General features: G+C 72.5%; 20 protein-coding genes and 2 tRNA genes. 12 read left to right on the forward strand and 10 right to left on the reverse strand.

Translation table 11 applies throughout. The annotated features are described in order from the left end of the window. Positions 1 to 105 precede the first annotated feature (105 nt). Together ACIF9R_RS11965 and ACIF9R_RS11970 are read left to right on the forward strand one after the other, a co-directional pair. Entirely contained in the window at positions 106 to 666 is a 561-nt protein-coding gene (locus ACIF9R_RS11965; RefSeq protein ID WP_399977802.1) for a SigE family RNA polymerase sigma factor, read from the forward strand. A 136-nt stretch (positions 667 to 802) separates the two neighbouring features. Further along, complete coding sequence (locus ACIF9R_RS11970) at positions 803 to 2,446, forward strand: long-chain fatty acid--CoA ligase (RefSeq protein ID WP_399977920.1); 1,644 nt, start codon at positions 803 to 805, stop codon at positions 2,444 to 2,446. A gap of 147 nt (positions 2,447 to 2,593) precedes the next feature. On the opposite strand, the gene ACIF9R_RS11975 is transcribed toward ACIF9R_RS11970, so the two are convergent. Further along, positions 2,594 to 6,934 (reverse strand): PAS domain-containing protein, encoded by a 4,341-nt coding sequence (locus ACIF9R_RS11975; protein ID WP_399977805.1) that lies wholly within the window; start codon positions 6,932 to 6,934, stop codon positions 2,594 to 2,596. A gap of 218 nt (positions 6,935 to 7,152) precedes the next feature. Then, positions 7,153 to 7,656 (reverse strand): SSI family serine proteinase inhibitor, encoded by a 504-nt coding sequence (locus ACIF9R_RS11980; RefSeq protein ID WP_399977806.1) that lies wholly within the window; start codon positions 7,654 to 7,656, stop codon positions 7,153 to 7,155. Between the two features lie 193 nt (positions 7,657 to 7,849). Here ACIF9R_RS11980 and ACIF9R_RS11985 point away from each other — a divergent pair. Both ACIF9R_RS11985 and ACIF9R_RS11990 read left to right on the forward strand, forming a co-directional pair. Beyond that, positions 7,850 to 7,940, forward strand: a tRNA-Ser gene (locus ACIF9R_RS11985). Between the two features lie 188 nt (positions 7,941 to 8,128). Continuing rightward, positions 8,129 to 8,201: transfer RNA gene (locus ACIF9R_RS11990), tRNA-Arg, on the forward strand. 80 nt (positions 8,202 to 8,281) lie between these two features. Here the strand turns inward: ACIF9R_RS11990 and ACIF9R_RS11995 are convergent. The 3 genes from ACIF9R_RS11995 to ACIF9R_RS12005 form a co-directional block, all read right to left on the reverse strand. Beyond that, positions 8,282 to 9,670 carry an FAD-binding oxidoreductase gene (locus ACIF9R_RS11995; protein WP_399977808.1) on the reverse strand — a complete coding sequence of 463 codons (1,389 nt, stop codon included), beginning with the start codon at positions 9,668 to 9,670 and terminating at the stop codon, positions 8,282 to 8,284. A gap of 159 nt (positions 9,671 to 9,829) precedes the next feature. After that, positions 9,830 to 10,291, reverse strand: a complete 462-nt coding sequence (locus tag ACIF9R_RS12000) for a potassium channel family protein (RefSeq protein ID WP_399977923.1) — start codon at positions 10,289 to 10,291, stop codon at positions 9,830 to 9,832. Positions 10,292 to 10,356: 65 nt separating this feature from the next. After that, the gene (locus tag ACIF9R_RS12005; RefSeq protein WP_399977810.1) at positions 10,357 to 10,788 is read right to left on the reverse strand and encodes a hypothetical protein; all 432 of its coding nucleotides are present in this window, start codon (positions 10,786 to 10,788) and stop codon (positions 10,357 to 10,359) included. Positions 10,789 to 10,950: 162 nt separating this feature from the next. Here ACIF9R_RS12005 and ACIF9R_RS12010 point away from each other — a divergent pair, with 162 nt between their 5' ends. The 6 genes from ACIF9R_RS12010 to ACIF9R_RS12035 all read left to right on the forward strand — a co-directional run bounded on the left by ACIF9R_RS12010 (position 10,951) and on the right by ACIF9R_RS12035 (position 19,265). Next, positions 10,951 to 11,826 carry a DUF2797 domain-containing protein gene (locus tag ACIF9R_RS12010; protein ID WP_399977812.1) on the forward strand — a complete coding sequence of 292 codons (876 nt, stop codon included), beginning with the start codon at positions 10,951 to 10,953 and terminating at the stop codon, positions 11,824 to 11,826. 65 nt (positions 11,827 to 11,891) lie between these two features. Then, positions 11,892 to 12,797 carry an amidohydrolase family protein gene (locus ACIF9R_RS12015; RefSeq protein ID WP_399977815.1) on the forward strand — a complete coding sequence of 302 codons (906 nt, stop codon included), beginning with the start codon at positions 11,892 to 11,894 and terminating at the stop codon, positions 12,795 to 12,797. A gap of 491 nt (positions 12,798 to 13,288) precedes the next feature. Next, positions 13,289 to 14,029, forward strand: a complete 741-nt coding sequence (locus ACIF9R_RS12020; RefSeq protein ID WP_399977818.1) for a response regulator transcription factor — start codon at positions 13,289 to 13,291, stop codon at positions 14,027 to 14,029. Next, positions 14,026 to 15,582: a sensor histidine kinase gene (locus ACIF9R_RS12025; protein ID WP_399977820.1), complete on the forward strand. Its 1,557-nt coding sequence runs from the start codon at positions 14,026 to 14,028 to the stop codon at positions 15,580 to 15,582. Before ACIF9R_RS12020 ends, ACIF9R_RS12025 begins: the two co-directional genes overlap by 4 nt. Before the next feature lie 15 nt (positions 15,583 to 15,597). Next, positions 15,598 to 16,986 carry a glycosyltransferase gene (locus ACIF9R_RS12030; protein WP_399977823.1) on the forward strand — a complete coding sequence of 463 codons (1,389 nt, stop codon included), beginning with the start codon at positions 15,598 to 15,600 and terminating at the stop codon, positions 16,984 to 16,986. Continuing rightward, positions 16,983 to 19,265, forward strand: a complete 2,283-nt coding sequence (locus ACIF9R_RS12035) for an ArnT family glycosyltransferase (protein WP_399977825.1) — start codon at positions 16,983 to 16,985, stop codon at positions 19,263 to 19,265. Before ACIF9R_RS12030 ends, ACIF9R_RS12035 begins: the two co-directional genes overlap by 4 nt. A gap of 541 nt (positions 19,266 to 19,806) precedes the next feature. Here the strand turns inward: ACIF9R_RS12035 and ACIF9R_RS12040 are convergent. Together ACIF9R_RS12040 and ACIF9R_RS12045 are read right to left on the reverse strand one after the other, a co-directional pair. Further along, on the reverse strand, positions 19,807 to 20,277 hold the full coding sequence (locus ACIF9R_RS12040) for a PPOX class F420-dependent oxidoreductase (RefSeq protein ID WP_399977827.1): 471 nt from the start codon (positions 20,275 to 20,277) through the stop codon (positions 19,807 to 19,809). Between the two features lie 15 nt (positions 20,278 to 20,292). Continuing rightward, the gene (locus tag ACIF9R_RS12045; RefSeq protein WP_399977830.1) at positions 20,293 to 20,649 is read right to left on the reverse strand and encodes an STAS domain-containing protein; all 357 of its coding nucleotides are present in this window, start codon (positions 20,647 to 20,649) and stop codon (positions 20,293 to 20,295) included. A 214-nt stretch (positions 20,650 to 20,863) separates the two neighbouring features. On the opposite strand from ACIF9R_RS12045, the gene ACIF9R_RS12050 reads away from it, so the two are divergent. Beyond that, positions 20,864 to 21,544, forward strand: a complete 681-nt coding sequence (locus tag ACIF9R_RS12050) for an ANTAR domain-containing protein (protein WP_399977833.1) — start codon at positions 20,864 to 20,866, stop codon at positions 21,542 to 21,544. Positions 21,545 to 22,028: 484 nt separating this feature from the next. On the opposite strand, the gene ACIF9R_RS12055 is transcribed toward ACIF9R_RS12050, so the two are convergent. Next, positions 22,029 to 23,687 carry an MDR family MFS transporter gene (locus ACIF9R_RS12055; protein WP_399977836.1) on the reverse strand — a complete coding sequence of 553 codons (1,659 nt, stop codon included), beginning with the start codon at positions 23,685 to 23,687 and terminating at the stop codon, positions 22,029 to 22,031. A gap of 13 nt (positions 23,688 to 23,700) precedes the next feature. Next, entirely contained in the window at positions 23,701 to 24,192 is a 492-nt protein-coding gene (locus tag ACIF9R_RS12060; RefSeq protein WP_399977839.1) for a MarR family winged helix-turn-helix transcriptional regulator, read from the reverse strand. Positions 24,193 to 24,425: 233 nt separating this feature from the next. Between ACIF9R_RS12060 and ACIF9R_RS12065 the strand changes: the two genes are divergently transcribed. Continuing rightward, positions 24,426 to 24,620: a hypothetical protein gene (locus ACIF9R_RS12065; protein ID WP_399977841.1), complete on the forward strand. Its 195-nt coding sequence runs from the start codon at positions 24,426 to 24,428 to the stop codon at positions 24,618 to 24,620. A 124-nt stretch (positions 24,621 to 24,744) separates the two neighbouring features. Here ACIF9R_RS12065 and ACIF9R_RS12070 read toward each other — a convergent pair whose 3' ends face one another. Continuing rightward, a complete protein-coding gene (locus ACIF9R_RS12070) occupies positions 24,745 to 25,728 on the reverse strand; it encodes an RNA polymerase sigma factor SigF (protein WP_399977844.1) in 984 nt (327 codons plus the stop codon). Positions 25,729 to 25,914: the final 186 nt, after the last annotated feature.

Genomic DNA, 25,914 nt, shown 5'->3' on the forward strand with positions numbered 1-25,914 from the left:
CACCTGGAGGAGGTGCGGCAGGCCCCACCCCTACAACCTGAGGGGGACGCGGCTTCGGGACCTGGGGCCGATCCGCCGGACGGGGACCGCTCATAGCGTGGAGACATGACCACACTCGTCTGCTCCAGCGCATCGCACGCCGCTGTTCCACCGACGCAGGCCGTGCCGTACCCGTCGTTCTCGTCGTACATGAAGGCCCGCCAGCCGGTGCTCCTGCGTACCGCGCGGTCGCTGACCGGGAATCCGAGTGACGCGGAGGACCTTCTGCAGACCGCGCTCGCCAAGACGTATGTCGCCTGGGAGCGCATAGAGGACCACCGCGCGCTCGACGGCTATGTGCGCAGGGCGCTGCTCAACACACGCACCTCGCAGTGGCGCAAGCGCAAGGTCGACGAGTTCGCCTGCGACGAGCTGCCCGAGCCCGATCCGGTGCCCGGCGGCGACGACCCGGCCGAGCGGCAGGCGCTGCGCGACGCGATGTGGCGGGCGATCATGCGGCTGCCCGCGCGGCAGCGGGCGATGGTCGTCCTTCGGTACTACGAGGACCTCAGCGAGGTGCAGACGGCAGAGGTGCTCGGCGTCTCGGTGGGCACGGTGAAGTCCGCCGTGTCGAGAGCGCTCAGCAAGCTCCGCGACGACGCTGAGCTGGGGATTGTTCGAAACTGACGGAAAAAGTCCTCTGGTGGGGCGTGATCGATCATCTGCTCCCCTAGTGACATACCGCGCGGTATGTGCGCAGAATCAGCGCAACCCGTACCGACGCGTAGGCAATGTCGCCCAGGAGGACGCCGTGCTGAGCACCATGCAGGACGTACCGCTGCTGATCTCGAGGATTCTGACCCATGGGTCGACGATCCACGGCACATCGCAGGTCATCAGCTGGACCGGCGAGGGCGAGCCGCAGCGCCGTTCCTACGCGGAGATCGGCGCCCGCGCGGCCCAGCTGGCCCATGCCCTGCGCGAGGACCTCGGCGTCACCGGCGACGAACGGGTCGCCACCCTCATGTGGAACAACGCCGAGCACGTCGAGGCGTACTTCGCCATCCCTTCCATGGGAGCCGTCCTCCACACCCTGAACCTCCGCCTGCCGCCCGAGCAGCTGGCGTGGATCGTCAACCACGCCGCCGACCGGGTGATCCTCGTCAACGGTTCGCTGATCCCCCTGCTCGCCCCACTGCTGCCGCACCTGAAGACCGTCGAGCACGTGGTCGTCTCCGGTCCCGGTGACCGTTCCGCGCTCGCGGACGCCACCGCGCGGGTGCACGAGTACGAGGAGCTGATCGCCGGACAGCCCGTCGCCTACGACTGGCCGGAGCTGGACGAGCGGTCCGCCGCCGCCATGTGCTACACCTCCGGCACCACCGGCGACCCCAAGGGCGTGGTCTACAGCCACCGTTCGATCTACCTGCACTCCATGCAGGTCAACATGGCGCAGTCGATGGGCCTGACCGACCAGGACACCTCACTGGTCGTCGTTCCGCAGTTCCACGTCAACGCGTGGGGCCTGCCGCACGCCACCTTCATGACCGGCGTCAACATGCTGATGCCCGACCGTTTCCTGCAGCCGGCCCCGCTCGCCGAGATGATCGAGAGCGAGAAGCCAACTCACGCCGCCGCCGTCCCGACCATCTGGCAGGGACTGCTCGCCGAGCTGACCGCCAAGCCCCGGGACGTCTCCTCCCTCACCCAGGTCACCATCGGCGGCTCCGCCTGTCCGCCCTCCCTGATGAAGGCGTTCGACCAGCTGGGCATGCGGGTCTGCCACGCCTGGGGCATGACGGAGACCTCTCCCCTCGGCACCATCGCCCGCCCGCCGGCGAGCGCCGTCGGCACCGAGTCCGAGTTCGCCTACCGGCTGACCCAGGGCCGCTTCCCGGCCGGCGTCGAGGCCCGCCTCACCGGCCCCGGCGGCGAACGCCTCCCCTGGGACGGCGAGTCGGCCGGTGAGCTGGAGGTCCGCGGCGCGTGGATCGCGGGCGCCTACTACAACGGTCCCGACGCCGAACCGCTGCGCCCCGCCGACAAGTTCAGCGAGGACGGCTGGCTCAAGACCGGCGACGTCGGCACCATCAGCCCCGACGGCTTCCTGACCCTCACCGACCGCGCCAAGGACGTCATCAAGTCCGGCGGCGAGTGGATCTCCTCCGTCGATCTGGAGAACGCGCTGATGGCTCACCCGGACGTCGCCGAGGCCGCCGTGGTCGCCGTCCCGGACGACAAGTGGGGCGAGCGTCCGCTGGCCACGGTCGTCCTGAAGGAGGGCTCCACCATCGAGTTCGCCGACCTGCGCGCCTTCCTCCAGGAGGAGGGCAGGATCGCGAAGTGGCAGCTCCCGGAGCGCTGGACGGTGATCGAGTCGGTGCCGAAGACGAGCGTCGGCAAGTTCGACAAGAAGGTGCTGCGCAGGCAGTACGCGGAGGGAACGCTGGACGTCACGCGCCTCTGACGCGCCGGACCTCACGGGCTTCGACGCGCTGGACGTCGCCGGCCAGGACGGATCGGATCCGACGCACGTACGACACCGCGCCGGCCGGTGAGCAGCGAACACCCTGCTCACCGCCCGGCGCGGTGTCGTGTGCGGGACCGACGTCGTTCAGTTGGTCCCGATCCGCGAGAGCAGTTCGACGATCCGCTCCTGCACCTCGGCACTGGTGGACCGCTCCGCGAGGAACAGCACCGTCTCGCCGGAGGCCAGCCGCGGCAGCTCGGCCTGATCGACGGCGGCCGTGTAGACCACCAGGGGGGTGCGGGTGAGCCGGCCGTTCGCCCGCAGCCAGTCCACGATCCCGGACGGGCGGCGCTGCACCTGCATCAGGTCCATCACCACCAGGTTCGGCCGGAACTGCCCCGCGAGTGACACCGCGTCGGCGTCGCTCGCGGCCCGCGCGACCTGCATCCCGCGCCGTTCCAGCGTCCCGGTCAGCGCCAGCGCGATCTCCGCGTGTTCCTCGATCAGCAGCACGCGCGGAGGGTGCTGTTCGCTGTCGCGCGGCGCGAGCGCCTTCAGCAGCACGGCGGGATCGGCGCCGTACGCGGCATCGCGCGAGGCCTGTCCGAGTCCGGCCGTGACCAGCACCGGCACCTCGGCCGCCACCGCCGCCTGGCGCAGCGACTGCAGCGCCGTACGGGTGATCGGTCCGGTCAGCGGGTCCACGAACAGCGCGGCGGGGAAGGCCGCGATCTGCGCGTCGACCTCCTCGCGCGAGTGCACGATCACCGGACGGTAGCCGCGGTCGCTCAGCGCCTGCTGCGTCGAGATGTCCGGCGCGGGCCACACCAGCAGCCGGCGCGGGTTGTCCAACGGCTCCGGCGGCAGCTCGTCGTCCATCGGCTGGTGACGCGGGGTGTCCGACACCTCGACGGCACCGCCCGGCCCGTCCAGCGGCTCGGGTCCCTCCGCGGCGTCCGCGTCGGGCGCCCCTATGGCGTACGAACGGCCGGTGCCCTCGGTGCCCGGCGCGAGCCGGGACTGACCGGCGAGTGAGGGCTGCGGCTGAGGTTGTGCCGGTGCCGAGGGCTGGGCGAGCGCCGGTGCCGGGGTCCGGTCCCGCTGCGGGGACGGTGCCTGTGCGGTGGCGGGCGCGGGCCCGGTTCCCGGGTGCGGGCGCCCGTTCTGCTCGGTGCCCGCAGCCGCGTCCGGACGCGTACCGAGCTTGCGCCGGCGTCCGGATCCGCCCGGCTGGTGCGGGGGAGGCGTGGCCGACGGCAGCGGCTGCTGGACCTGGGCGGCCTGCCGGTTGAACGGCACTCCCTGCCCCAGCGTCCGTACGCTGAACGCCCGCCCCTGCGTCGAGTTCGGGTCCACCGGTACCGCGGCCTCCTCGGGCAGCGGCTGAGCGGCACGCGGCGCCGGGGCGGACGCCGGCGCGCCCTCGGGCGGCAGCGGTGTGCCGGTGGCGGGCGTCGGCTGCGGCGTACGCGGGGTCTGCGGGGTCTGCGGTACGGGCGTACCGGCGCCGGAGCCGTCACCCGCGGCGGGCCACGGCTGCGGGGCCGGCACGCCCTGCGCCGGCGCGCCTTGCGCGGGTGCGGCCTGCGCGGGTGCGCCTTGCGCGGGTGCGGCCTCGGCGGGAAGCGGCTGCGCGGCGGGAAGCGGTGCCGATGCCTCGGAGGGTGCCTGCGCGGGCGCGGGCGCGGGTGCGGGCATCCCCTGTACGGGCACGGGCATTCCCTGCGCGGGTGCGGGCATCCCCTGCGGAGGCACCGTCCCCCACTGCGCCGGAGCCCCGGCAGCCGGAACGGCCTGAGCCCCCGGAACGGCCTGAGCCCTCGGAGCGGCCTCCGCCGGCTGGGCGGCGGCCCGGCGCCGTCGGCCCGTCGGCGCGCTGGTGGGATGCGGCTGCGGCGGGGTGTGGTCGTTGGCCTGGTCGTGCGGTACGGCGTCATGGCGGCCGTGGTCGGCCGACGCCTCACCGGGCACGGCGGCTACGTCCCCGCCCGGCGCCGCGACCCGGCCGACCGCCTCGGCCTGTGCGGCCTGCCCGGCCTGCCCGGCCTGCCCGGCCTGTGCGGCCTGCCCGGCCTGTGCGAGCTGTGCGGCCTGCTCCTCTCGCTCTCCCTGGTCCGCCTCGGCCGGCGGCAGCGCGAACACCGTGCGGGGCGCGGCCTCCTGCGCGGCCGCCCGCTCGGTGGCGGCGGCCAGCGCACGCCGGCGCCTGCCCGTCGCCCGCTGCTGCGGCTGCCCGGACGCCTGAGCCGGAACATGCACGGCCACCTCGGCCTGGGGCGCCTCGCCGGACCCGCTCCGGCCGCCGGCCGGCGCGGGCAGGGCCGCGGGCAGCGCATGCTGTTCACCGGACCCGTGCCGGGCACGCCCGCCGGAGGGGTCGGGCACCCCCTGCGGCGGTACGGTCCCGCCCAGCCCCGTGTTCGACGCGGCGGCCCCCGCCGCATGCTCGGCGGCGGTGACGACGGCTCCCTCGGACACCCCGGCTCCGGCGACCTCGAGCTCGGCGCCGGCCGACGCGCCCTCGGCGGGCCGGCCGCGTCGGCGCCCGGTACCGCCGGACACCACGGCGCCCTCACCGGACGCCTGGGCCGGAAGCTGCGCCGGCGCGGGCTCGGCGGCGGCCGCCCGGCGCCTGCGCCGCCCGGTCGGCGCGGCGGGCGCGGTCCCGTCGGCGGCAGCGTCGTCCGCGCCGGGCACCTCGCTGTCCAGGAAGGCGTCCACGGAGGAACGCCGCGCCCGTCGCCGCCCGCCACCAGTGGCAGCCGGCGCGGCGGGAGCGGCCTCCAGCGCCGGGACCGGAGCCGCCACGGCCGCCACGGCCCCCGCCCCACCTCCGATCGGCACCTCGAGGACGAACGCGCTGCCGCTCATCCCGGGCACCTCGTGCGTCTGCAGCACACCGCCGTGCGCCCGCACGATCCCGCGCACGATCGGCTCGTGCACCGGGTCCCCGCCGCTGTACGGTCCGCGCACCTCGATGCGTACGACCTCACCGCGCTGGGCCGCCGCGACCACGACGGTGTTGTCCAGATAGCCGCCCGCCGACAGGGGGGTGTTGCCGGTCGCGTCGACACCCGCGACGTCCGCGACGAGATGCGCGAGGGCGGTGGCGAGCAGCCGCGGGTCGACCTCGGCCTCGATGGGTGGCGCGTGCACGGCGAACTGCACCCGCCCGGGACCGATCAGCTCCACGGCACCGTCGACACCGGCGGCGACGACGGCGTCGAGCATCACCTTCGTACGGGCGATCTGCTCGGCGCCGACGTCGAGGCGCTGATAGCCGAGCACGTTGTCGATGAGGGTGGTGATCCGGGCGTAGCCGGCCGACAGGTGGTGGAGCACCTGGTTGGCCTCGGGCCACAGCTGTCCGGCGTCGTCGGCGGCCAGCGCGGACAGCTCACGGCGCAGTTCGTTCAGCGGGCCGCGCAGGGACTGCCCGAGCAGGATGAGCAACTGCTCGTGCCGGGCGGCGAGGGCCTCGTAACGGTCCTTCTCCCGCTCACCGAGGGCGGCGTAGCGCTCCTCGTTCGCGGCGAGCTCCTCCGTGTGCTTCTCGCTCAGCCGCTCCAGCTCGGTGACGTGGCTCTGGCGCAGTGCGGTGAGTTCGGAACCGTGCTCCTCGGCGAGCCGCTCCAGCTCCTCCGCGTGCCGGCTCTCGGCCGCTTCCTTCTCCTGGGCGAGCGCGTCGTAGGGGCGGCGGTCGAGGAAGGTCATGACGGCGCCGACGAGCTGGTCGCCGTCGCGCACCGGCGCGGTGGTCAGGTCGACCGGCAGCTTGTCGCCGCTCTTGGAGTACAGCACCTGTCCGCGCACCCGGTGCTTGCGCCCGGAGCGCAGGGTGTCGGCGAGCGGAGACTCGTCGTACGGGAAGGGGGAGCCGTCGGCGCGCGAGTGCAGGACGAGGGTGTGCAGTTCGCGTCCGCCGAGTTCGCCGGCCCGGTAGCCCAGGATCTGGGCGGCGGCCGGGTTGACCAGGACGATCCGCCCGTCGGTGTCGGTGCCGACGACGCCCTCGGAGGCGGCGCGCAGGATCATCTCGGTCTGCCGCTGCGAACGCGCCAGTTCGGCCTCGGTGTCCACGGTGCCGGACAGGTCGCGGACGACGAGCATCAGCAGTTCGTCACCGCTGTAGCCGTAGTTGTCGTACGCCTGCTGGCCGGTCTCCAGGTTGGCGCTGGTGACCTCGACGGGAAACTCGGTGCCGTCGGTCCGCCGGGCGGTCATCCGGGTCGGCTTGGTACGCGCGCGGGGGTCGATGTGGTCGGGCCGCCGCATGGACCCCGGGATGAGCTTGCTGTCGAACTGCGGCAGGAGATCGAGCAGGCCCCGGCCCACCAGCGCCGTGCCCGGGGTCTCGAAGGCCTCCAGGGCGATGGTGTTGGCGTTGACGACGGTCCCGTTGGCGTTGACCAGCACCAGCGCGTCGGGAAGCGCGTCCAGTATGGCTGCGAGGCGAGCAGCGCCTCGGGATGGCCTGCTGCTCACGAGACCCGTTCCTCCCTGTTACCGCGACGTGCCGACCGCTCCGGCCATCTTGCCAACCTGCCCGCAGCGTGTCACGCGAGGGAGTCTAAGGGCTGGGGTCGCGCTCGGGGCGCCGGATGGGACGCACATCGCATCAGGAAGTGACGACGATGTGACGCCGGGTACGCCCAGGGCCCGCGATTGCCTGCACCGACGCGCCCTCGACTTTCGCGGGACCTTTACGTCCCCTGTGCCCCGACTCGCCTCCCCGCCTCGGGCAGCAGCGGCACGAGCCGGTCCCACCGGGCGATCGCGCATCCATTCGTACGGTCGTACGTCGCGTCGACCGGGTGGCCGGCCCAGGTGCCGGTGACCCGGGCGGTGGCGGGGCCGCCGTACTGCATGGTGCAGAGGGCGTCACGCGGTACCGGGGCGAAGGCGTCCTGTCCCCACCGGGTATTCCGCTCGACGGCCGCGCAGGCCCCGGCGGCGTCGGGATGGCTGCCGCCACTCGGCCGGCAGCGCACCTCGTACGTCCCGTCCGCCCCGTCGCCCACGCCCTGCACGGTGACGGTGAGACGGTCGCCGGGCGGAGACGGCTCCGGCGCGGACACCGCGTGCGCCGCGGACGGCGAGGTGTGCGCGGCGAGGAGGACGGCGGCGCCGACGGCGGCGAACCGCCGTGCCCGCGCCACCACCCGCACCGCGACGGGAAGGGCGACCTGAGAGACGAGCCGAGACATGACCTGAGGCATGACCTGCTCAACGCGTCACCGCTCGGGACGTTGCGCCACGACCGGCGCGACGGCCGGAAGTGCTTTGCCCTGCGGGCTCCCCGCCTAGTACCGTGGGCGTCGATTGGTGACACCCCGCGTGGTTGTGTCATCATCGGCACGCACCGACCCGCTCGCGCTCACGCGCGGGAGGCCGGTGCGAGGAGGCGTCGCCTAGTCCGGTCTATGGCGCCGCACTGCTAATGCGGTTTGGGTCTTAAAGCCCATCGAGGGTTCAAATCCCTCCGCCTCCGCTCTCGTCACGAAGCCCCGGCCCCTGCGGCCGGGGCTTCGTCGTGCTCCCCCCTTGATCCCGTGTTTGCGCAGGTCACAAGGGGTAGGCCAAACGGATTTCACATGGCGGCGGCAGTCATGTAATGTTCTTCCTGTCGCCGCGAGCGGGCCTGAAGGGCCGGGAGCGGCGAGAAAAATGAAGAGACAAGCACTCGTAGCTTAACGGATAGAGCATCTGACTACGGATCAGAAGGTTGCAGGTTCGAATCCTGCCGAGTGCACACAGATCAAAGGCCCCGCCGGTAATCCGGCGGGGCCTTTGACGTCAGTGGTTGACATCAACGTCCGCGCGCGGCGCCGGTCAGGCCGCGGACGGGGGGATGTTCTGGTTGGCGTGGAAGAAGTTGTCGGGGTCGTAGGCGCGTTTGACGCTGGTCAGGCGGTCGTAGTTGTCGCGGTACGTGGAGCGGACGCGCTCGGAGCTCTCCGACTCGCCGAGGAAATTGACGTACGAGCCGCCCATGGAGTGGGGGTGGAGGTCGGTCCAGTAGTCGACGCACCACTGCCGGACCGCGTCGGCGTTGGCCGGGTCGGGGTCGATGCCGGCGATGACGCCGGACCACACGGCGTCCCGGTAGGCCCAGGCCGATTCGCCGGGGGCGGCCCGGTGGGCGGCTCCGTCCACGGGGTACAGGTGCATGGTCGACAGCTCGGTGGGCAGGGCCCGGCCGTAGCGCTCATGGACCGCGACGGCGTCGTCGGGGACGCCGTCGAAGAAGTCGCCGCGCCAGTACCACTGCAGGCCCTTGGGGACCAGTTCGTCGAACATGGTCTGCAGGGCGGGGTAGGGCATCGGTGTGGCGAAGTGGAAGGCCGGCGGGGCCGGATCGTTGACGACGGACAGCGTGTCCTCCAGCCGGCCGTCCGCGAGATCCCCGGTGTAGCACCAGACCACGGCGCACATCTTCTGGCCGTGGATCGGCTCCGGGAAGGGCGGGCCGGGCGGGACGGTCATGACCGCGAAGAACCCGTTGAGGTCCTCCGGCGCGGCCGGCAGGAACTCCCGGTACCAGCACAGCACCTCCGGCGTGCGCTCGACGGGCCACACGGTCACCGCGACCCCGACGGTGTCCACCGGGTGCAGCCGGAAGAGGAACGAGGTGACCACCCCGAAGTTGCCGCCACCGCCACGCAGCGCCCACAGCAGATCCGGGTGCTCCTTCTCGGAGGTGGTGACGACGCTGCCGTCGGCGAGGACCACGTCCGCGCCGATCAGGCTGTCGATCGTCAGCCCGTACTTGCGGGTGAGGTGGCCGTGCCCGCCGCCCAGCGTGAGGCCGCCGACCCCCGTCGTCGAGTTGATGCCGGCCGGGATGCCGAGGCCGAAGGAGTGGGTCTCGTGGTCCAGGTCGCCCAGCTGACTTCCCCCGCCCACCCGCACGGTCTCGGTCTCCGGGTCGACCCGTACCCAGCGCATGGGGGAGAGGTCGAGGGTGATCCCGCCGTCGACCAGGCACAGGCCCGGCCCGCTGTGACCGCCTCCGCGCACGGCGAGATCGGTCCCCGTCTCCTGGGCGAAGGCGAGGGTGGCCCGGACGTCCGCCGCGCCCACGCACTGGGCGATGGCGGCCGGACGCCGGTCGATCATGGCGTTGTAGATGCTGCGGGCCTCGTCGTAGTCCGCGTCCTGCGGTGTGACGACACGTCCCCTCAAGGTCGTGCGCAGGCTGTCGAGAGCAGTTGCGTCCATGCCGCTCATGAGCGGACACCCCTTGGAGCGATGGCGGAACGGGACGGCCGCGGGCGGACGGAACCGGCGGATCGGCCAGGGTCCGTCCCGGGCCCCGGGGAACGAATCCCCCGCCATTTCAGTGTGACGCAGCACACATTGCGGCGCGACATGGGCGGGTCACTTCGGCCGCTGCGGGCTCTCGCGGTGGCTGACCGTGTCGCGGAGGGAGCGGGACAGCGCGGTGGCCGCCGCGGTGAGGAAGATGAAGCTGTAGAGGATCTGCAGGACGGCCACCAGCCGGGCGGCCTGGCCATGGGGCGTGATGTCCCCGTAGCCGATGGTGGCGAGGGTGACCAGGGTGAAGTAGAGGGCGTCCAGGCGGGTGGCGATGCCGTCGACCTGGCCGGGGTCCTGGGCCAGGGCCTGGTAGGCGGTCGCGAAGACCAGGATGGACAGGCACATCAGCGGCGGAATGACCAGCCCGGGGCGGGCGCCCGGCGCGGACATCAGTACCTGGACGACCTGCTGCAGCAGCAGGAGGGCGATCAGCCCCAGCGCGAGGCCGAAGAGCAGCCAGCTGAGCAGCGGGAGGCGCGGACCCAGCCCGTCCAGGGGCAGCAGGAAGTAGGCGGTGACCATCGCCGTCACCCCGGCCGCCTGGACCAGCCAGGGCCACAGGGCGCCCCGGACCGTGGACGGCCGCCTTATGCCTGGTACTCGCGGCGTGGTGCGCACAGGGCCCAGATGATGAAGCCGTCGACGATGATGAGGACGATCGACCACACCGGGAAGTACGGCAGCCACACGAAGTTGGCGACCATGCTGAGCCCGGCCACCACCACGCCCACCGCCCTGGCCCAGGTGGCCCCCGACAGCAGGGCGATACCGGCGGCGGCCACCAGCGCGCCGAGGATCAGATGGACCCAGCCCCATCCGGTCAGGCTGAACTCGTAGGTGAAGTTGCGGGTGGAGACGAAGACGTCGTCCTCGGCGATGGCGGCGATCCCCTGGAAGACCGCCATGATGCCGCCGAAGGCCATCAGGACCGCGGCGGCGGCCGTCCAGCCCGACGCCCAGGGGCTTTCCGCTTCCCACCTGGCCCCGTATTGGCCCGTACCGCTGACATTGCTCGCCATGTTCTCGGCCTTTCGACGTCCCCGAGCGGTGCGATACCTCAGTACAGGTTGGCACTCCGGATCGCACCCGGCACCTCGGCGTACGTCCGTCCGCCCGTCGGCGCGGCAGAGCTGAGCCGCCGGGGGAGGCGTTGTCAGTGGTGCCGTCTAGTCTCGGCGGAGATGGCACAGGCATGGCACTGCTCGGGGCTGCGGTGGTCGGCGGACGGTCCCGTGCTGAGGTGGGACGGCGGTCGGCAGTCGGCGCTGACCTGGGGAAAACGGGTGGCCTTCGGGATCGTGGAAGGGGGTGTGCGGACATGCGTGGGGGCGCGGGGGAATGCGTGTCCGCTCGGTGCGGTCGTGCCGGGGCGCGGTACGGGGGCTCGCTGCGAGGAGTGCGCCCGGCTGGACCGGGCGCACTCGGTGGCCGCCGACACCCTCGCGGACGATCCGCGTCCCTACCGCGTCTACCTGGCGTGGTTCGGACCGGGGATGGCCAAGGTCGGGATTACCGCGGTCCGGCGGGGGCGGGCGCGGCTGCTCGAGCAGGGGGCGGTCTGCTTCACCTGGCTGGGCAGCGGGCCGCTGATGGCGGCCCGGCGCACCGAGGAACTGCTGCGCGCCGCGTCCCGGGTGCCCGACCGGATCCCCTACGCCGACAAGCGGGCGGCGAGGGCGGCTCTCCCGGCGACGCGCGAAGAACGGGCGGCGGAGATCGCCGGGCTGCACGCGCGGGCGGTCGCCCTGAGCGGATGGCCGGAGTCGCTCGCTCCCGCGCCGTTCGAACCGGTCGATCATGTCGAGATGTTCGGGCTGGCGGAGGTTCCGGCCGCCGTGGGGGAGGTTCGCGAACTGGTCGCCGGGGGTGCGGTGTGCGGTGAGCTGGTGGCCGCCGCCGGTCCCGATCTGCATCTGCTGACGGACCGGGGAGTCGTGGTGCTGGACACCCGGCTGCTGGCCGGGTGGGGGCTGGTACCGGCCGCCGCCGGACGGGAGTTCGAGGTGCCGGTCAGGGCGTTGAAGGGGACGGCGGCGGCACAGGACGGGCTGTTCTGACCTCTGACCTCTGACCTCTGACCCGGCCCTGGACCCGAGGGGCGCTCCCGGGTGATCGTTGCGGCATGAGCGACGATCCTTCGACCCGTCCCGAAGCCGGCGATGTGCGGCGCTTCTGGGAAGGGCTCGGGCTGCCCGGGCTCATCGATGTGCACACGCACTTCATGCCGGAGCGGGTGCTCCACAAGGTGTGGGCGTACTTCGACGCGCTCGGGCCGCTGACCGGAGGGGTCGAGTGGCCGATCACGTACCGGGAGGAGGAGGGTGAACGGGCGGCGTTGTTGCGGGCGTTCGGTGTGCGAGCCTTCACCGCGATGCTCTACCCGCACAAGCCGGGCATGGCGCGCTGGCTGAACGACTGGGCGGCCGGCTTCGCCCGGCGCACACCCGACTGTCTGCACACCTCGACGCTGTTCCCCGAGCCGGGAGTCGAGGACTACGTCCGGGACGCGGTGGAGGCGGGGACGCGCGTCTTCAAGGCACATGTGCAGGTGGGCGCGTACGACCCGGCCGACGAGGCGTTGGACGCCGCCTGGGGTCTGCTCGCCGAGGCGGGCGTGCCCGTGGTGATCCACTGCGGGTCCGGGCCCGCGCCCGGCAAGTACACAGGTCCCGAGCCGGTCGCCCGGGTGCTGGCACGCCACCCCCGGCTGCGGCTGGTGGTGGCGCACCTCGGGATGCCCGAGTACGAGGACTTCCTGGACCTCGCCGAGCGGTACGGCGAGCTGCGGCTGGACACCACGATGGCGTTCACCGACTTCAGTGAGCGCATGGCCCCGTTTCCGGGGCGGGCCCTGCCGCGGCTGGCCGCGGTCGGCGACCGGATCCTGCTCGGCTCGGACTTCCCCAACATCCCCTATCCGTACGTCCATCAGTTGCGCGCGCTGGAGCGGTTGGGGCTCGGGGAGCGGTGGTTGCGGGGGGTGTGCCACGACAATGCGGCGCGGCTGTTCGGTTTGGGCGGGTGGTGAGGGGGTGAGGGCGTGAGGGCCGGGCTCGCGTCCGGCTGGTTGCGGTGCTGTTGGACGGGGCTGTGCCGCTGGGGGCTGCGTCGCGGGGGTGCGTCCGTGTCGGTGTCGGCCGGGGGGTGTTCGCGCAGCCCGGCGCCGACGGGGTGCCGTCGCGCCCACCCGTGCCGCCCTGCGGCACGTCTGCCCGCGGAGGGCGGGGGGCGTGCCGCAGTGCAGCCCGTGCGGCGCCAGCGTGATGACTGTTTGCGGAGGGTGGCGGCGGGGCGCCGTGGGGCGTCTTGTGCGGCGGTGGCGTTGCGGCTGCCCGCGGAGGGCGGGGGCGGGGTGCCGTGGGGCTGGTGGTGCTGCGCCGGGGTGGTGACTGCCCGCGGAGGGTGGCGTCGGGTCCGCGTTCCGGCCGGCCGGGGAGAGCGGCGGCGACTGGGTGTTTCTCAGGGAAAACACAGGTTGCCGCAAGAGTGTTCTCAGAGGGCGCGCACATTGTGTGCCGTATGACCACGATCTCGCCCCAGGGGCGCACCGAACTGCTCAGGCCGGACGGGAGCCCGGTCCGCGTGCTGGTGGTGGACGACGAGCAGTCGATCACCGAACTGCTGTCCATGGCCCTGCGGTACGAGGGCTGGCAGATCCGCAGCGCGGGGGATGGTCAGGGTGCCCTGAGCACCGCGCGCGAGTTCCGGCCCGACGCCGTCGTCCTGGACATGATGCTGCCGGACATGGACGGGCTGTCCGTTCTCGGGAGGCTGCGCCGCGACCTGCCGGACGTGCCCGTCCTGTTCCTGACCGCCAAGGACGCCATCGAGGACCGTATCGCCGGACTGACCGCGGGCGGGGACGACTACGTCATCAAGCCGTTCAGCCTGGAGGAGGTCGTCGCCCGGCTGCGCGGCCTGATCCGGCGTTCCGGCGCCGCCGACCGCCGCGCGGAGTCGGTGCTGGTCGTCGGCGATCTCACCCTCGACGAGGACAGCCACGAGGTCAGCCGGGGCGGGCAGGGCATCCACCTCACCGCCACCGAGTTCGAGCTGCTGCGCTTCCTCATGCGCAACCCGCGGCGCGTGCTCAGCAAGGCCCAGATCCTCGACCGGGTCTGGTCGTACGACTTCGGCGGGCAGGCGAACGTCGTCGAGCTGTACATCTCGTATCTGCGCCGGAAGATCGACGCCGGCCGGGAGCCGATGATCCACACCCGGCGCGGTGCCGGGTACATGATCAAGCCCGCGGTGTCGTGACCGAGGGGCGACGACCGCGTCCGCGGACCCTGCGGACGCGGCTCGTCGTCGTGTCCGTGGCGCTGATCGCGGTGGTGTGCGCGGTGATCGGCACGGTGACGGCGCTGGCCCTGCGGTCCCATCTGTACGAGCAACTGGACGATCAGGTGCGCGAGGTGGCCATGCGGGCGGCGGGCGGCCCGGTGAACGGCCCGCCGCTGCCGGAGCCGTTGCGGCACGAGGACCCCCTCGACTTCGTCACCAAGGGCCCGCAGGGCTTCGGCGCGATCGGCGCGACCGTCGAGAACGGCCGGGTGACCGACGGGGTCGTGAGCAACAAGAGGGTCGTGAACGGGTTCACGGCGCCCGAGGCCGGTGAGCTCACCGACGCCCAGCTGGCGGCCCTCGGAGCCGTGCCGCGCGCCATCGGGGCCGAGCACACCGTGGACATCCCCGGCCTGGGCAGGTACCGCGTCACCTACCGGGCCGGCCCCAATGGCGCCTTCTACGTCGCCCTCCCCACCGCCGACGTCGACAGCACGGTCACCACCCTGATCCTCGTCGAGATCAGTGTCACCGTCGCCGGTCTCGTCGCCGCCTCCCTCGCCGGAGCCGTCATCGTCGGCGTGGCCACCCGCCCGCTGCGCAAGGTCGCCGCCACCGCCACCCGTGTCTCCGAACTCCCCCTGCACAGCGGCGAGGTCACCCTGGAGGAGCGCGTCCCGGAGTCCGAGTGCGATCCGCACACCGAGGTCGGCCGGGTCGGCGCCGCGCTGAACCGGCTGCTCGACCACATCCACGGGGCCCTGCGCGCCCGCCAGGAGAGCGAGACCCGGGTACGGCGGTTCGTCGCCGACGCCAGCCATGAACTGCGCACGCCCCTCGCCTCCATCCGCGGGTACGCCGAACTCACCCGCCGCGGCCGCGAGGAGGTCGGCCCCGACACCCGGCACGCGCTCGGACGCATCGAGTCCGAGGCGGACCGGATGACCCTGCTCGTCGAGGACCTGCTGCTGCTCGCCCGCCTGGACGCCGGGCGGCCCCTGCGTCTCGAGCGGACCGACCTCGTACCGCTCGTCGTGGACGCCGTCAGCGACGCCCGCGCCGCCGGCCCGGATCACGACTGGCGCCTCGACCTGCCCGACGAACCCGCCCTGGTGACCGGTGACCCCGACCGGCTCCAGCAGGTCCTCGTCAATCTGCTGGGCAACGCCCGCACCCACACCCCGCCGGGCACCACCGTCACCGCCCGCGTCCGGGGCAACGGTCCCGGGCTGTGCGTGGACGTGACGGACGACGGCCCCGGCATTCCGCCCGCCGTGCTCCCGCATGTCTTCGAACGGTTCGCGCGCGGTGACGCGGCACGCACCCGGGCGACCGGATCGACCGGTCTCGGCCTGGCCATCGTGCAGGCCGTCGCGGTCGCGCACGGCGGCGTGGTGACCGTCGACAGCGTGCCCGGACGGACCGTGTTCACCCTCCACCTGCCCACGGCGCCACCACCCGGGACGGCACCCGTGCCGTACTCAAAGCCACGGCACAGCTCCACCACACGGGCACGACAGGGTGCTTGATCAGAGTCGGTTCCCATGCGAACCGATTCCTCTCCCGGCACCCTGCCGGCGCGGGAGCATCTCCCGGCCACCGGAGCCGGCACACCGGTCCTGGACGTAGTGATCCCCGTCTACAACGAGGAGAAGGACCTCCAGCCGTGCGTCCGCCGGCTGCACGAGCATCTCACCCGCACCTTCCCCTACGCGTTCCGCATCACGATCGCCGACAACGCCTCCACGGACAGCACCCCGCACGTGGCCGGGCGGCTGGCGGCGCGGATCGCGGAGGTCAGGTCCGTCCGCCTGGAGGAGAAGGGACGCGGCCGGGCGCTGCGGACCGTCTGGGCGGCCTCCGACGCCCCCGTCCTCGCCTACATGGACGTCGACCTCTCCACCGATCTCAACGCCCTGCTGCCGCTGGTCGCCCCGCTGATCTCCGGCCACTCGGACCTCGCGATCGGCTCCCGGCTGAGCCGCAGCGCGCGGGTGGTGCGGGGCGCGAAGCGGGAACTCATCAGCCGCGGCTACAACCTGATCCTGCGCGGCTCCCTCCAGGCACGTTTCTCCGACGCGCAGTGCGGTTTCAAGGCGATCCGCCGTGACGTCGCCCGGGTGCTGCTGCCCCTGGTCGAGGACAGCGGCTGGTTCTTCGACACCGAGCTGCTGGTGCTCGCCGAGCGCGCGGGGCTGCGGATCCACGAGGTGCCGGTCGACTGGGTCGACGACCCCGACTCCACCGTGCACATCGTGCGCACGGCGACCGACGACCTCAAGGGCGTCTGGCGGGTCGGCAGGGCCCTGGCCACCGGTTCGCTGCCGCTGGACCGGCTCGCCCGGCCCTTCGGCGACGACCCGCGCGACCGGGACATCGAGGACGTACCGCACGGGCTGGCCCGGCAGTTGCTCGGCTTCTGCGTCGTCGGTGGCCTCTCCACGCTCTTCTACCTGCTGCTCTACAGCGGATTCCGGACCGTCACCGGCTCCCAGACGGCCAACGGCCTGGCCCTGCTGGTGTCGGCGGTCGCCAACACCGCCGCCAACCGGCGGCTGACGTTCGGGGTGCGCGGGCGCGCCGGTGCCGTACGGCACCAGGCGCAGGGGCTGGTCGTCTTCGGCATCGGTCTCGCTCTGACCAGCGGCTCGCTCGTGGCCCTGAACACGGCGAGCAGCGACCCCGCCCACTCCACCGAACTCGCGGTGCTCGTCGCCGCGAACCTCGCGGCGACCGTGCTGCGGTTCCTGCTCTTCCGGGCGTGGGTGTTCCCGGACGGTGCCTCTGCCGCGGCGGTGCCGTCCGCCGCGGCCCCGTGCCCGGCCACCCACACCGACCCTGCCGCGGCCCGGCTCCCGGGCGCCTCCGCCGACCCTGCCGCGGCCCCGTCCCACGCCACTCCCACCGACCACGACCCGAGGGACCTCCGATGACCACGCAGTACGACCGGACGAACCCGCCGGCCGATCCCGCCGATCCCACGGGCGGTCCGGCCGACCTCGCGGCCGATCAGGCCGATACTCCGGCCGGATCCGTCGGCAACCCGGCCGGCCCTCCCACGTCGGGATCCTCACCCGCGAAGCCCACGCCCGTGCCCGCGCAACACCCCGACCCCGCCGCGCCCCCCTCCTCCCCCACAACCCGCTGGGAGCGCCCCGCCCTCCTCGCGCTGCTCCTGGCGACCGGCCTGCTCTACCTCTGGAACCTGAGCGCCTCCGGATACGCCAACTCCTTCTACTCGGCGGCCGTGCAGGCGGGCAGCGAGTCCTGGAAGGCGTTCTTCTTCGGCTCGCTGGACGCGGCCAACGCCATCACCGTGGACAAGCCCCCGGCCTCGCTGTGGCCGATGGAACTCTCGGTGCGTGTCTTCGGCCTGAACACCTGGGCGATCCTCGTGCCCGAGGTACTGATGGGCGTCGGCACGGTCGCCGTCGTGCACGCCTCCGTACGCCGCCGATTCGGCGCGGCGGCCGGCCTGATCGCGGGCGCGGTCCTCGCCCTCACCCCGGTCGCGGCGCTGATGTTCCGGTTCAACAACCCGGACGCGATGCTGGCGCTGCTGATGGCCGTCGCCTGCTACCTCGTCGTCCGGGGTGTCGAGGACGGCCGTACGAAATGGCTGGTGTGGGCCGGGGTCGCCGTCGGCGTCGCGTTCCTCACCAAGAGCCTCCAGGCCTTCCTCGTCCTCCCGGCCCTCGCCCTCGTCCACGGCGTCTGCGCCCCGGTGCGGCTGAGGAAGCGGCTGGCCCAGCTGGCCCTGGCGACCGCCGCGCTGGTCGTCTCCGGCGGCTGGTGGGTCGCGCTCGTCGAACTGTGGCCCGCGTCGTCGCGCCCGTACATCGGCGGCTCGCAGAACAACAGCTTCCTGGAGCTGACCTTCGGCTACAACGGCCTCGGCCGGCTCAACGGCGAGGAGGCGGGCAGCGTCGGGGGCGGCGGTGGCGGTCCGGCCGGGGGCGGCCGGTGGGGGGAGACCGGCTGGGACCGGATGTTCAACTCCGAGGTCGGGGGCCAGATCTCCTGGCTGCTGCCCGCCGCCCTGATCCTGCTCGCCGGAGGGCTGGTCCTCACCCGGAAGGCCGCGCGGACGGACCTCGCCCGGGCATCCTTCCTGGTGTGGGGCGGTTCCCTGCTGATGACCATGGCGGTCTTCAGCTACATGGCCGGCATCTTCCACCAGTACTACACGGTGGCCCTGGCCCCCTACCTCGCGGCCGTGATCGGCATGGGCGCGGTGGCCCTGTGGGAACGGCGACAGGCGCTCTGGGTGTCGCTCACGCTCGCGGCGGCGGTCACGGCCACGGCGGCCTGGGGGTACGTACTGCTCCACCGCACGCCGGACTATGTGCCGTGGCTGAAGTGGCTGGTCCTGGTCGGCGGGCTGGTCGCCGCGCTCGGCCTGGTCCTCGCGGGCCGGGTGGGCCGGGTGGGGCGCCGGGTGGCGCTCGGGGCGGCGGGGCTCGGCCTGGTGGCGGCGCTGGCCGCTCCGACGGCGTACACGCTGAGCACCGTGCAGCAGGGGCACGCCGGTTCGATCGTCACGGCCGGTCCGGCGGGGGCCGCCATGGGCGGTGGCGGGCGGCCCGGGGGCGGCGGATTCCCCGGCGGGGGTCGGAACGCGCCGGGCCCGCAGGGGCAGACACCGCCCGGTGACGGCGCGGGCGGCACCGGCACCGGCGGCTTCCCCGGCGGCGGCCCGACGGGCCAGGACGGCCAGGGCGGCCAGGGCGGCCGGAGTGCCCCGGGCCGGAACGGCCGGACCGGCCAAGCCCCCGGTGGAACCCTGCCGAACGCCCCCGGAGGCACCCCGGAGGCCGGTGGCATGAGCGGCCTCCTCGGCGGCGCGAACGTCGACGCCGAGGCGAAGGAACTGCTGGAGACCGACGCCAACGACCATGTCTGGGCCGCCGCGGCCATCGGCGCCCAGAACGCGGCGAGTTACCAGCTCGCCACCGGTGAGCCCGTCATGGCGATCGGCGGCTTCAACGGCACCGACCCGTCCCCGACGCTCGCGCGGTTCAAGGAGTACGTGGCGGAAGGGAAGATCCACTACTTCGTCGCAGGCGGCGGAATGGGTGGCGGTGCGGGCGGCGGCGGCCGCGACTCCGGCACCTCGGCGCAGATCGCGTCCTGGGTGGAGGAGAACTTCGAGGAGGTGACGACGGGTTCGGCGACCTTCTACGACCTCACCCGGCGGACGACCGACAACTGACCGCCGAGCACTCCCCGGCCGGTCCCTTCTCGGGGCGGATACGGCGCGGTCGGCAGCCCGGTGATGGCGCACGCGGTGACGAGTTCCGTACCCCGGGAGAAGGCCGGTGTCGGCGTCGGGCTGGGGGCGGCCGTGCGGGGCGCGGTGCTGGGCGCGGTGCTGGGCGCGCGGTTCGCCGCCGTGGAAGGGGTCGAGCGCTCCGGTGGCGGCGACCTCGCTTCCGGTGGCGAGGGCCGCGGCCCCGGCCCGGACGGCGAACGGGACGGGATCACCGACGTGTTCTCCGCCGGGCTGGGGACGAGCCTGCTGGTGGGGTCTGTGGCCGTCACCTCGGCGGACCGATCGCGGCCGCGTTGCCGCGCCGGGCGGACCGGGCAGACTCGCGGGAGAAGGCCCGAGAGCCGGACCGTCCGCGCACCCGGACCCGGGTGCCGGCCTGACCGGCGTCGGCACGTCGAGGAAGGTGCGCCATGGTGAGGGCAGCCCAGCGGTCCCGGGAGGTGCCGCGGACCAGTGTCTGGCTGCCCGGTGCCCCGGGGCCCTACGTGTCCTGGGCGAGCCGCGCCGGGAACCCGCCGGTCGCCACCGGACCCCAGCGCTCCGGAGTGACCCGGATGATCGACTTGCCCTGCTCGACCATCGCCGTCCGGTACTCGTCCCAGTCGGGGTGCTCACCGGCGATGTTCCGGTAGTACTCCACCAGCGGCTCCACCGACTCGGGCGAGTCCACGACCTCGGCGCTGCCGTCGACCTGCACCCAGGGCCCGTCCCACTCGTCGCTCAGGACGATCAGGCTCACCCGGGCGTCCCGCTTGGCGTTCCGCGTCTTCGCCCGCTCGGGATAGGTGGACATCACGATCCGCCCCGAGTCGTCGACCCCGCAGGTCAGCGGCGAGCCCTGAGGGCTGCCGTCGGACCGCCGGGTCAACAGGACGGCCCGGTGCCGGGGTCGTACGAAGTCCAGCAACTCGTCGAGGGAGACACGGGTGTTCGTCGCGATGTTCGGTGCCATGGCGTCAGACTAGTTCTAGGCCGCCATCGCCTCGGGAAGGTTGTCGTACACGGGGATGTCGCGGCGCAGGCCGGTCACTTCCAGGACGCGGCTCGCCAGACTCTCCGGGAGGGCCGCCACGTACACCCGGGTTCCGGGGTGCAGCCGTCGGCGTACGTCGTTGATGAGGCGGACGCCCTGGGAGTCCATGAACCGCGTCGCGGTGAGGTCGAGGACCACGAGCCGGGGCGGCCGGCCGGGGTGGGGGCGGGCCTGGGCCATGATCAGCGGCAGCAGCCGGTCCGCGTTGGAGAAGTCGATCTCCGTCGGGAACGGGAGCAGCAGACGCTCGGACGGGTCATGTCTTTCGGGGGGATACGGAAGGAAGGTCATGACAGTCACCTGGCAGACGTGCGTCCGGAATTCCGGTAAGGCCGCTTCCTGACCCGCTCCCATTGCACCACGGCGGAGAGCGTCACCGGAAGCGGCTAAAATTCTGTACGTCCTGTGCTCGCAGTCGGGAATGTGCTGCGGAGCTCTCCTGCGCACGGCCGTTTGGCCGTGCTCGCCGAAGAGGTTCGTGGTGGCTTCGTCCCGGTTTTCCGATGTGACCCGTTTCCCTGCCGATTCCGATCTGGCGGAAGCGCTGACGGCTGCGGCGTGCCGACTGCACGAGACGTCCACCCTGGACAGCACGCTGGACACCGCCGTCCGGCTGGCCGTGGATCTGATGCCCGGCGCCGACCATGCGGGCATCTGCGTCTTGGAGCGCGACAACCGCCGCCAGACGCTCGCCTGGACCGACGAGGTGGTGCGCGCCGCCGAGGACGGTCATCTCGTGGCGGGCGAGCAGCCGTACTGGCACCGGTTGTGGACCGCCCCGGTCGCCGAGGTGGAGGACAGCGAGGGCGAAGAGGGCACGGACGCGCTCTCCGTGCTGGGCCTGAAGTCCGTGCTGTCGCTGCGGCTGCGTGCCGACCGGCGCCGGCTGACCGTGCTTACCGCGTACGCCCGCAAGCCGCGCGCCTTCGACGAGGCGGCGCTGCGGATAGGGCGGCTGTTCACCGCGCATGTCGGTATCGCCCTGGACTCGGCCACCGTGCGCGAGCAGCTCACCGAGGCCATGCGCACCCGCGACCTGATCGGTCAGGCCACCGGCATCCTCATGGAGCGCATGGACATCGACGCGGCCGGTGCCTTCGACAGCCTGGTACGGGCCTCGCAGCGGGAGAACGTGAAACTGCGTGACCTCGCCCGCCGCATCGTCGCCGCCCACAGCAAACCCTGACGGTCGCGCCGCCCCTGACCGGATCTCACCCGGCGGGCAGCGCTCCCCCGCGCCACCTGGGTGTCCGGTTCACCATGTGGTTCCACCAGGTGTTGTGCCCGGTGGCCGTGAGCCCGCCCGGACGACCGGGTCGCAGTTCACCGCGCGGTCCTCGCGCCGCCCGGCGGCCGGGGCGCGGCGGCCCGGGAACACGCGCCGAACGGCCGTCATGGGACCGGCCCGTGGCGGGGCGCGTCTCCGCTACAGGACGCGCGGCCCGCCACGGGCCGGGGTTGCTCCTCGCCCGGGTGGGCGAGCCCGATGCCGGGGTGCCGCCGGAGTGCCGGGCGCTTCCCGCCCTCCCCCTCCGGAGGATGCCGTCCCGGCGACGGCGAAGGCGACGGCGAAGGCGACGGCGACGGCGGCGAGCCGCTGGGCCGGGTGCCGGCTACCGCGGTGTCCGCGTCGGCCGACGGGCTCCCACGGCCGCCGGGGCCCGCACCGGCTAGCCGGCGACGCGGGCCGCCTCGGCCGGGGCCGGTGCCACCGGCGGGGTGGTCCCGGCCGAGGACTCCGCCGCCTGGGCCGGCGCGCCCGTGGTCCGCAGCGGGACCTCCTTGATGAACAGCGTCACCAGGAAGGCGAGCAGGGCGACGGGGGCGACGTACAGGAAGATGTCGGCGATGCCGTGCCCGTAGGCGCTCTCCAGCCAGGTGCGGATGGACGGGGGCAGCAGGTCCATGTCGGGGAGGGCGCCGCTGCCGGAGGTGCGGGCCGCCGCAGCCTGCTCCCGCGGGCTCAGCGAGCCGATGGTGTCCTCGGCGTAGTGGCTGATCCGGGTCGACATGAGGGAGCCGAGCACGGAGACGCCGACCGCGCCGCCGAGGGACCGGAAGAACGTCACGACGGAGGAGGCCGCGCCCAGGTCGCCGGCATCCACCTGGTTCTGCGTGCACAGGACCAGGTTCTGCATCATCATGCCGACGCCGAGACCCATGAGCGCCATGAAGACGCCGAGGTGCCAGTAGGGGGTGTCGTGGCGCATGGTGCCGAGCAGACCCAGGCCCGCCGTCAGCAGGACGCCACCGGCCAGCAGCCAGTTCTTCCACTTGCCGGTCCGGGTGATGACGATGCCGGAGACGGTGGACGACAGGAACAGTCCGCCGATCATCGGAATGGTCATCACGCCCGACATCGTCGGGGACTTGCCCCGGGCCAGCTGGAAGTACTGGCTGAAGTAGACGGTGCCCGCGAACATCGCGATCCCGACGAACAGCGACGCCAGCGAGGCCAGGGTGATGGTGCGGTTCCTGAACAGGCGCAGCGGGATGATCGGCTCGCTCGCCCTCGACTCGACGAGGAGGAAGACCAGCGTCAGGGCGATCGCGCCGCCGACCATGACGCCGGTCTGCCACGACATCCAGGAGTACTTGTCGTCGGCGAAGGTGACCCAGACGAGCAGCAGGCAGACGGCCGCGGTGACGAAGAAGGCGCCGGCCCAGTCGACCTTGGCCTGCCGCTTGACCACGGGCAGGTTCAGCGTCTTCTGCAGCACGATCAGGGCGATGACCGCGAAGGGTACGCCGACGTAGAGGCACCAGCGCCAGCCGAGCCAGCTGGTGTCGGTGATGACGCCGCCGAGCAGCGGGCCGCCGACGGTCGCGACGGCGAAGGTCGCGCCCAGGTAGCCGGAGTACCGCCCGCGCTCACGCGGGGAGATCATCGCGGCCATGATGATCTGCGCCAGGGCGGACAGACCGCCGCCGCCGAGGCCCTGGATGGCACGGGCGGTGATCAGCATGGCCGGGTTCTGCGACAGGCCGGCCACGACGGAGCCGATGACAAAGATCACCAGGGCGGCCTGGACCAGGACCTTCTTGCTGGTCAGGTCCGCGAGCTTGCCCCACAGGGGGGTGGAGGCGGTCATCGTCAGCAGCGAGGCGGTGACGACCCAGGTGTAGGCGCTCTGGCCGCCGTCGAGGTCGGCGACGATCTCGGGGAGGGCGTTGGTGACGATGGTCGACGACAGGATGGCGCAGAACATGCCGAGCAGCAGCCCGGACAGTGCTTTCATGATCTGCGGATGCGTCATCGGAGCGTCTGCGGAGGGGCCTCCCCCGTGCTTGGCATGAGCCCGCACACCGTTCGGTGTGGTTGTTGCCATGGGCGTCCTTCTCTTATGTGCTCGCGGGTGTACGGGTGGTCTCTTCGCGTACGGGGGCGGTCGGCCGGGGCACGCCGCGGCCGTCGCCGAAGCTGTCCCTGAGCCGGGCCATCAGGTGGGCGAGGTGGCCGACCTCCTCGTCGGACCAGTCGTCCAGGCGTTCGGCGAGCAACTGGGTGGTCAGCCGGAACAGCTCGTCGAGCCGGGTCCGGCCGGCGGGGGTCAGGCGCAGGATGCGGGAGCGCTTGTCGGCGGGGTCCGGGGAGCGCTCGATCCAGCCGCGCTCGGCCAGATGGGCGGCGTTGCGGCTGGTGACCGACATGTCCACGGAGAGCAGTTCGGCGACCCGGCTCATGCGCATGTCGCCGTGCCGGCCGAGCAGCGTCAGCACGGACGCGGAGCCGCTGGGGCAGTCGGCCGGCATGATCCGGTTCATGTCCCGCTTGACGGCGCCGAAGGCGCTGAACTGTCGGACCAGTTCCTCGTAGCGGGCCCGCCCGGCCATGACGCCCACCCTTTCGTTCGTTGCTTAAAGCAACCGTAGAGTTGATGGTTGCTACAAGCAAACAAAGGGGCGCCCCGGAGGATCAAAAACTTGGCAAAGGCGCGTAATCGTGGCAGTGAACACGCAGGTGGCAGGGTCGGGGCCGGTCCCGGCCGGGCCTGCCGAAGCCACCCGCCGTCCCGGTCCCGGCCCCGCTTGGGCCGCTCGCCGGGGATTCGCTAGGGTCTCGTGGCATGGCTAACACCCCCGGCCCGCAGGGTCATCAGGATCCCGCCGGCAACACCCAGATGTTCCGCGCGTTCGTCGACGAGGCCCCTCAGGGCCGGCAGGCGGAGTCCACCGGCGGTGGGCCGCGCATCGGTCTGATCGTCGGCGTCGTCGTCGCCGTCGCGGTCGTCGCCGCGGTGGCCTGGCTCGCGCTGAAGTAGCTCACGCGGCTGAAGCAGCCGGACACGCGGCGGCCGCCGTCGCGCCCCTGTGGGGCGCCGCGGCGGCCACGAAACCGGTTCCGCGCCCGGGGCGTCCTGCCGGCGCCCCGAGCCGCGCGCTGCCTCAGTCCGAGATGAGGCCCTCCCGCAGCTGGGCGAGCGTCCGCGTGAGCAGCCGCGAGACGTGCATCTGGGAGATGCCGACCTCCTCGCCGATCTGCGACTGGGTCATGTTGGCGAAGAAGCGCAGCATGATGATCCGGCGCTCCCGGGGTGGCAGCTTGGCCAGCAGCGGCTTGAGCGACTCCCGGTACTCCACGCCCTCCAGCGCCGTGTCCTCGTAACCGAGGCGGTCCGCCAGCGAGCCCTCACCGCCGTCGTCCTCCGGCGCGGGGGAGTCCAGCGAGGACGCCGTGTACGCGTTGCCGACCGCGAGGCCGTCGACGACGTCCTCCTCCGACACACCCAGTACGGCGGCGAGTTCGGGAACCGTCGGGGAGCGGTCCAGCTTCTGCGAGAGCTCGTCGCTGGCCTTCGTCAGCGCCAGGCGCAGTTCCTGCAGCCGGCGCGGCACCCGCACCGACCACGACGTGTCGCGGAAGAAGCGCTTGATCTCGCCGACCACCGTCGGCATCGCGAACGTCGGGAACTCAACGCCCCGTTCGCAGTCGAAGCGGTCGATCGCCTTGATCAGGCCGATGGTGCCGACCTGGACGATGTCCTCCATCGGCTCGTTGCGCGAGCGGAACCGCGCCGCCGCGTACCGCACCAGCGGGAGGTTGAGCTCGATCAGCGTGTCCCGGACATAGGCACGCTCCGGGCTGTCCTCGTCGAGAGCGGCGAGCCGCAGGAACAGGGAGCGGGACAGGGTGCGGGTGTCGAGGGCCGCCGTGTCCGGAAGCTCCGCCGTGTCCTGGAGCTCCGCCGTGTCCTGGAGCTCCGCCGTGTCCTGGAGCTTCGCCGTCTCCTGGGGCTGCGTCGTGTCCTGGAGCTCCGGAGCCGGTGTGGCCGGGCCTTCGTCGATGGGGCCGAGTACGTCGAGAGCATGGGGAGCTGTTTCGCTCTCCGCGAGCGTGAGCACCTTTGAGCTGCCCTGTTCTGCGGACATGCCACCCCCTTTGGGTCGCGGGACGGTCGCGGCGGACGCTCCCGATCTGAGGAACGCAGCCTTCACCCTGAATACCGGCGCCGAGGCTCCGGCAAACGCGCTTCCGGCAGAATGTCACATGTCGGCAACGCGCTGTAGTGACATGTCGACATCCGAGATGCGAATCAGCCCTGGAAACAAGGGGTC

The sequence above is a fragment of the Streptomyces sp. NPDC086080 genome, from assembly GCF_044540255.1.
Taxonomy (GTDB): Bacteria; Actinomycetota; Actinomycetes; order Streptomycetales; family Streptomycetaceae; genus Streptomyces.